This window comes from Umezawaea sp. (assembly GCF_036375055.1).
Taxonomy (GTDB): Bacteria; Actinomycetota; Actinomycetes; order Mycobacteriales; family Pseudonocardiaceae; genus Umezawaea.
Genome location: NZ_DASUSQ010000003.1, coordinates 46,505 through 52,933, shown reverse-complemented (window position 1 = coordinate 52,933; position 6,429 = coordinate 46,505). Strand labels below are relative to the sequence as shown.

At 72.6% G+C, this 6,429-nt stretch carries 6 protein-coding genes; 3 read left to right on the top strand and 3 right to left on the bottom strand.

Translation table 11 applies throughout. The features are described 5' to 3' along the window. Window positions 1-1,465 (top strand): glutamate synthase-related protein (locus tag VFZ92_RS00835; RefSeq protein ID WP_330873681.1); only part of this gene is annotated, 1,465 nt, incomplete at its 5' end. Beyond that, window positions 1,458-2,909 carry a glutamate synthase subunit beta gene (locus VFZ92_RS00830; RefSeq protein WP_330873680.1) on the top strand — a complete coding sequence of 484 codons (1,452 nt, stop codon included), beginning with the start codon at window positions 1,458-1,460 and terminating at the stop codon, window positions 2,907-2,909. The genes VFZ92_RS00835 and VFZ92_RS00830, both read left to right, overlap by 8 nt. Window positions 2,910-2,967: 58 nt before the next feature. Here the strand turns inward: VFZ92_RS00830 and VFZ92_RS00825 are convergent, their stop codons facing one another. Next, window positions 2,968-3,669: an alpha/beta fold hydrolase gene (locus tag VFZ92_RS00825; protein ID WP_330873679.1), complete on the bottom strand. Its 702-nt coding sequence runs from the start codon at window positions 3,667-3,669 to the stop codon at window positions 2,968-2,970. 77 nt (window positions 3,670-3,746) lie between these two features. Here VFZ92_RS00825 and VFZ92_RS00820 point away from each other — a divergent pair, with 77 nt between their 5' ends. After that, complete coding sequence (locus VFZ92_RS00820) at window positions 3,747-4,310, top strand: TetR/AcrR family transcriptional regulator (protein WP_330873678.1); 564 nt, start codon at window positions 3,747-3,749, stop codon at window positions 4,308-4,310. Window positions 4,311-4,316: 6 nt separating this feature from the next. Here VFZ92_RS00820 and VFZ92_RS00815 read toward each other — a convergent pair whose 3' ends face one another. Beyond that, entirely contained in the window at window positions 4,317-5,459 is a 1,143-nt protein-coding gene (locus VFZ92_RS00815) for a cellulose-binding domain-containing protein (RefSeq protein ID WP_330873677.1), read from the bottom strand. Between the two features lie 81 nt (window positions 5,460-5,540). Then, complete coding sequence (locus tag VFZ92_RS00810; protein ID WP_330873676.1) at window positions 5,541-6,413, bottom strand: diacylglycerol/lipid kinase family protein; 873 nt, start codon at window positions 6,411-6,413, stop codon at window positions 5,541-5,543. Window positions 6,414-6,429: the final 16 nt, after the last annotated feature.

Here is a 6,429-nt window from a genome sequence, read left to right as displayed (position 1 = left end):
GGTGAGCGAGGTCGGCGTCGGGACGGTGGCCGCGGGGGTGGCCAAGGCGCACTCCGACGTGGTGCTCATCTCCGGGCACGACGGCGGCACCGGCGCCTCGCCACTGAGCTCGATCAAGCACGCCGGCGGGCCGTGGGAGCTGGGGCTGGCCGAGACGCAGCAGACGCTGCTCGTCAACGGGCTGCGTGACCGCATCGTCGTGCAGGCCGACGGCCAGATGAAGACCGGCCGGGACGTCGTCATCGCGGCCCTGCTCGGCGCCGAGGAGTACGGCTTCGCCACCGCCCCGCTCATCGTCTCCGGCTGCATCATGATGCGGGTCTGCCACCTCGACACGTGTCCGGTCGGCATCGCGACGCAAAACCCGGCGCTGCGCGAGCGGTACACGGGCAAGCCCGAGTTCGTGGAGAACTTCTTCGTCTTTCTCGCCGAGGAGGTCCGCGGCTACCTCGCCGAGCTGGGCTTCCGCTCGCTCGACGACGCGATCGGCCACGCCGAGATGCTCGACGTCGTGCCCGCGGTGCACCACTGGAAGGCGCGCGGCCTCGACCTCGGACCGGTGCTGCACGTGCCGCAGCTGCCGGAGGGCGCGGCACGGCGGCGCATCCGGGACCAGGACCACGGACTCGACGTCGCGCTGGACCAGACGCTGATCCAGCTGTGCGAGGGGGCACTGCTCGACGCGCGGCCGGTCAACCTCGAGCTGCCGGTGCGCAACGTCAACCGGACCGTCGGCACGATGCTGGGCTCGATGGTCACCCGCCGCTTCGGCGGCGAGGGGCTGCCCGACGGCACGATCGACCTCACCTTCGGTGGGTCGGCCGGCCAGTCGCTCGGCGCGTTCCTGCCGCGCGGCATCACGCTCGAGATGGTCGGCGACGCGAACGACTACGTCGGCAAGGGCCTGTCCGGCGGCCGGATCACCATCCGGCCGGTGGCCGACGCGCAGTTCGTCGCGGAGCACAACACCATCGCGGGCAACGTGATCGGCTACGGCGCGACCGGCGGCGAGATCTTCCTGCGCGGCCGGGTCGGCGAGCGCTTCTGCGTCCGCAACTCCGGGGCGCTGGCCGTCGTGGAGGGCGTGGGCGACCACGGCTGCGAGTACATGACCGGCGGCCGGGTGGTCGTGCTCGGGCAGACCGGCCGCAACTTCGCGGCGGGCATGTCCGGCGGCATCGCCTACGTGCTCGACCTGCAACCGCAGCGGGTCAACCCGGAGATGGTCGACCTCGACCCGCTCACCGACGACGAGCGCGAGTTCCTGCACGACGTCGTCGAGCGCCACTACGCGGAGACGGACTCCGCCGTGGCGCGCGGTGTGCTGGCGGACTGGGACGTGGCCGCGGAGCGGTTCACGAAGGTCATGCCGAAGGACTTCAAGCGGGTGTTGGCGGCGCAGGCTCAGGCCGAGCGCGACGGCCGCGACGTCAACGAGGCGATCATGGAGGCCGCTCATGGCTGACCCGAGGGGTTTTCTCACCACCGAGCGCGAGGTGCCGACCACCCGGCCGGTGTTCCTGCGCCTGAAGGACTGGCGCGAGGTCTACGAGGAGTTCGAGGGGCAGCGGCTGGAGAAGCAGGCCGGGCGCTGCATGGACTGCGGCGTCCCGTTCTGCCACCAGGGCTGCCCGCTGGGCAACCTCATCCCGGAGTGGAACACGCTGGTGTGGCGGCAGGACTGGCGCGACGCCAGTGAGCGCCTGCACGCCACGAACAACTTCCCGGAGTTCACCGGGACGCTGTGCCCCGCCCCCTGCGAGACCGCGTGCGTCCTCGGCATCAACGACGATCCGGTGACCATCAAGCGCGTCGAGATCTCGATCATCGACAGGGCGTGGGACGAGGGGTGGGTCACCCCGCAGGTGCCGGAGGTCCGCACCGGCAAGAAGGTCGCCGTGGTGGGTTCCGGGCCCGCGGGGCTGGCCGCCGCGCAGCAGTTGACCCGCGCGGGCCACGACGTCGTGGTGCTGGAGCGGGCCGACGCGATCGGCGGGCTGCTGCGCTACGGCATCCCCGAGTTCAAGATGGAGAAGTGGCGGCTGGACCGGCGGCTGGACCAGATGCGGGCCGAGGGCACCGAGTTCCGGGTGTCGGTCAACGTCGGGGTAGACGTCACAGTCGAGGAGCTGCGGGCCTCCTACGACGCCGTCGTGCTGGCGGGCGGCGCCACGGCGTGGCGCGACCTGCCGATCCCCGGCCGTTCGCTCAAGGGCGTGCACCAGGCGATGGAGTACCTGCCGCCCGCGAACCGGGTGGCGCGCGGCGACCTGGACCGGTCGCCGATCCACGCCGAGGGCAAGCACGTCGTCGTGATCGGCGGCGGTGACACCGGCGCGGACTGCGTCGGCACCGCGCACCGGCAGGGCGCGGCGTCGGTGACCCAGCTGGAGATCATGCCGAGGCCGCCGGAGGTGCGGGCCGCGAACAACCCGTGGCCCACGTACTCGATGGTCTACCGGGTGTCCTCCGCCCACGAGGAGGGCGGCGAGCGGGTCTACGCGGTGTCCACGGTGGAGTTCCAGGGCGACGAGGACGGTGCCGTCCAGTCGCTCAAGCTGGTCGAGGTCGCCTTCGAGGCCGGGAAGTTCGTCCCGGTCGAGGGCACCGAGCGGGTCATCCCGGCCCAGCTCGTGACCCTGGCCATGGGCTTCCTCGGACCGGAGAAGGCGGGTCTGGTCGAGGACCTGGGCGTCGAGCTGGACGCGCGCGGCAACGTCGTCCGCGACCGCTCCTTCGCCACGACCGTCGACGGCGTGTTCGTCGCGGGTGACATGGGCCGTGGCCAGTCGCTGATCGTGTGGGCCATCGCGGAGGGCCGCTCGGCCGCCGCGGGCGTCGACGCGTACCTGACCGGCCGCGACCTGCTCCCCCGCCCCATCGAGCCGACCGACCGCCCGATCGCCTGACGATCGGTGCCTGGAGGGCCCTCGGGGACAACGGCGTCCCCGAGGGCCCTTCGGCGTCTCAGGCCAGTTTGAGCAGCAGTCCGGCCAGCTCGCCCGGCGTGGTGATCATGCAGTCGTGGCCGGTGGCCAGCTCGTACACCTCCTCCCCCGCCGGAACGGGGCGGTGTTCGAAGCCCTCCGGCCTGCCGACCGTGCAGTGGACGTGCGCGCGCGGGATCGCCGCCACGGCCGGGTCGTCCAGGTGGACGGGCTGCTGGAGGCAGAGCACCGGCTGGTCCGAGAGCATCGAGCGCAGCCAGGCGAGGTCGTCCGGGTCGGTGACCCCGAACAGGCCATCGGGCGTCTCGGGGAGCGGCGGGACCCGCCAGCCGCTCTCGGACCCCAGCGCCAGGTCGATCAGGAACCGGCTCATCGGCATGACGTCGGCGGCGGTCTCGCCGTGCTCGGGGACCATCGCGTCGAGGTACACCAGGCGTCCGATCCGGTCCGGGACCCGGTTGGCGGCGGAGGAGACGACCAGCCCGGCGTAGCTGTGGCCCACGAGCACCACGTCGGTGAGGTCCTCGCCGGTGATGAGCCCGACGACGTCGTCGACGTGGGTGTCGAGCCCCACCTCGGGGCCGAGCAGGTGGGCCTTGTCGCCGTAGCCGGTCAGCGAGGGCGCGTACACCCGGTGGCCTGCCGATTCGAGCAGCGGGACCACCCTGTCCCAGGCCCGTCCGCTGTGCCAGGCGCCGTGTACCAGCACGTATGTTGTCAAGGTTCTCTCCAGCCATAAACGGGACACTGTCCCGCTTAAGATATGGGACACTGTCCCGGTTAGCAAGGAGGACGGGTGTGACGACCAAGCGCGCGGACGCGCGGCGCAACGAGGAGAACCTGCTCGCCGCCGCGGCGGCGGTCTTCGTGACCTCCGGCGTGGAGGCGCCCATCAGGGCCATCGCGGCGGAGGCGGGCGTGGGGACGGCGACGATCTACCGCCACTTCCCCACGCGGGCGGACCTCATCGTCGCGGTCTACCGGCACCAGGTCGAATCACTGGTGGAGGCCGAACCCGCGCTGCTGGCGGAGGGCCCGAGCCCGTACGCCGCGCTGGAGCGGTGGGCCGACCTGTTCGTCGACTTCGTGGTGACCAAGCAGGGGCTCGCCGTCGTGCTCCAGTCCGACGACCCCTGCTTCGACCCCCTGCACTCGTACTTCCTCGACCGGCTCGTGCCCGTGTGCGGCAGGCTGCTCGACGCGGCGGCGGCGTCGGGCGAGGTCCGCTCCGGGCAGGACGCCCACGAGCTGATGCTCGGGATCGGCAGCCTGTGCGCGGGGTCGGGCAAGAGCTCCCGCTACGACGCGCGGCGGATGGTCGCGACCCTCGTCGCGGGGCTGCGCCCCACGCCGTCCGGGTGACCGTGCTCAGCAGCCGATCGGGGACCCGCTGATCACCACGTCGTCGAACCAGAGGGTGTCGGCGCCCTCGCCGTAGCTCTCCCAGCCCAGCCGCAGGTCGACCGGCGCCGGACGCCAGCCGGAGCGGGCGAGCCACTGCTGGTCGACGTCGGGCGTGGGCACGCCGTCCACCACCAGACCCGCGATCTCGCGCGAGTCGAGCCACGTGCGGAGCCCGCCCGCGCGGTCGACCTCGAACTCCACGCAGTTCCACCGGTCCACGGGCAGCGGCGCGCTCTGCGCCACCCCGGCGGGGCTCTGCGCGGGCAGGGTGGCGTCGTCGGACTCGCGGTTCCACTGGAGCGCCTGGTTCTGCCCGCCGAACCGGAGGTCGCGCCCGTTGTCGGCGGAGTCCTTCAGCGCGGCCGTCGTCACGTGGCTCATGGGCAGCGCCGTGGTGTGCCGCAGGTAGTAGCGGACGCGCAGGACCCCGGAGGTGGTGACGGAGGTGCCGAAGAACACGTGGTTGCAGTAGCCCGCCTTGCCGTCCACGCGGACCGAGCGGGACCCGCCGTGCGCCACCGCGGTGTCCACCGAGACCGTGCCCGTGCCGGTGCAGTTGGCCGCGCCCACGGTCCACAGCCCGCCGGGCGACGTGCCGGTCTGCCGCTCGAAGTCGTCGCACACCGCGCCCGTCGGGCAGGTGCCGGGCTGGGGCGGGGTGGTGGTCGTCGTCGTGGTCGTCGTGGTGGTGGTCGTCGGCGGCCGGTCGTTGCAGGCGACGCCGTTGAGCGCGAAGTCGACCGGCGCGTCGTTGGTCCCCGAGAACGTGGCCTGGAAACCGAACTGCGTGCTGCCACCCGTGGCGAGCGCGCCGTTGTGGGCGACGTTCTTCGCCGTGACCTGCTTGCCGGTCTGGCGGACGTCGGCGTTCCAGCCGGAGGTGACCTGCTGGCTGCCGGCGTAGGTCCAGGTCACCGTCCACGACGTGACCGGGGCACCGTTGTTGGTGACGCCGACGTTCGCGGTGAACCCGCCCTGCCACTGGTTCGGCTCGTAGGTGACGACGCACGCGGGCGCCGCGGCGGCCGAGTTGCCGCCCACCAGCACCAGCGCTCCGACGGACACCCCGGCGAGCAGGGCGGCGAGCACGCGCGACAACCTTGGCACGGTGACTCCTTAGAGTTCTGGGAGCGTTCCCAGACACAGACCGTAACGGAGACCGCACGAGAAGGAAATCGGCCGACAGGCCTAGGCGGACACCACGGACAGCGCACCCGGACGGCACTCGACGGTCAGCGGCAGGGCCTCGACGCGTTCGCCGTCGGCGTACCCGACCCAGCCGTTGTCACCCGCGAGGCGGACCGATCTAGCGCGGAGCGTCCGCACGGCCACGTGCTCCACGTGGCCGCCGGTCCGCAGGGTCGGCAGCATCCGCACCAGGGCCGTGCGGCTCACCCCGGTGACCACGGTGACGTCGAACAGGCCGTCCGCCGGGTCGGCACCGGGGCAGATCGGGATGCCCCCGCCGTAGTTGGGCGTGTTGCCGACCGCGACGAGCGTGGCGTCCACCTCCTCCACGCCGTGCTCGGTCTCCACGACCAGCGGCAGCGCCCGCAGCGCCGCCAGTTCGGCGAGGATCGCCAGGTCGTAGCGCCGGGGACCGGCTGGCCAGCGCATGGCGTTCGCGCGCTCGTTGACCGCCGAGTCGAACCCGGCGCACAGCACCGTCGCGAACCACGTGCCGTTCGAGGCGAGGCCGAGGTCCAGTCGCCTGCGCTCCCCCGACCGCAGCCGGGAGACCACGTCGGCGACCCCGGTCGTGCCGAGGACCGCCGCGAGGTCGTTGCCGGTGCCCGCAGGGACCACGGCCAGCGCCGTGCCGCTCTCGGCGCACGCCTGCACGCCCAGGTGCGCCCCGCCGTCGCCGCCCAGCACCACCAGCACGTCGACGCCGTCGGCCACGGCCTTGCGGGCCAGCCGGGCGGTGTCCGCGGCGCTGTAGCCGACGTGGAGGTCCAGCCGGTCCACGGCCTCGCGCAGGCTCGCGGCGACCGTGCCCGCCATCCGCGCGGCCCGGCCCTTGCCGGACGTCGGGCACACCAGGAGGGCCGCGTGCGTCATGGTGCGTGATCCCATC

What these genes read in the sequence shown, in the direction of transcription:
- VFZ92_RS00810 (WP_330873676.1), bottom strand. Translation starts at nt 6,413, where the DNA reads ATGACGCACGCGGCCCTCCTGGTGTGCCCGACGTCCGGCAAGGGCCGG.
- VFZ92_RS00830 (WP_330873680.1), top strand. Translation starts at nt 1,458, where the DNA reads ATGGCTGACCCGAGGGGTTTTCTCACCACCGAGCGCGAGGTGCCGACC.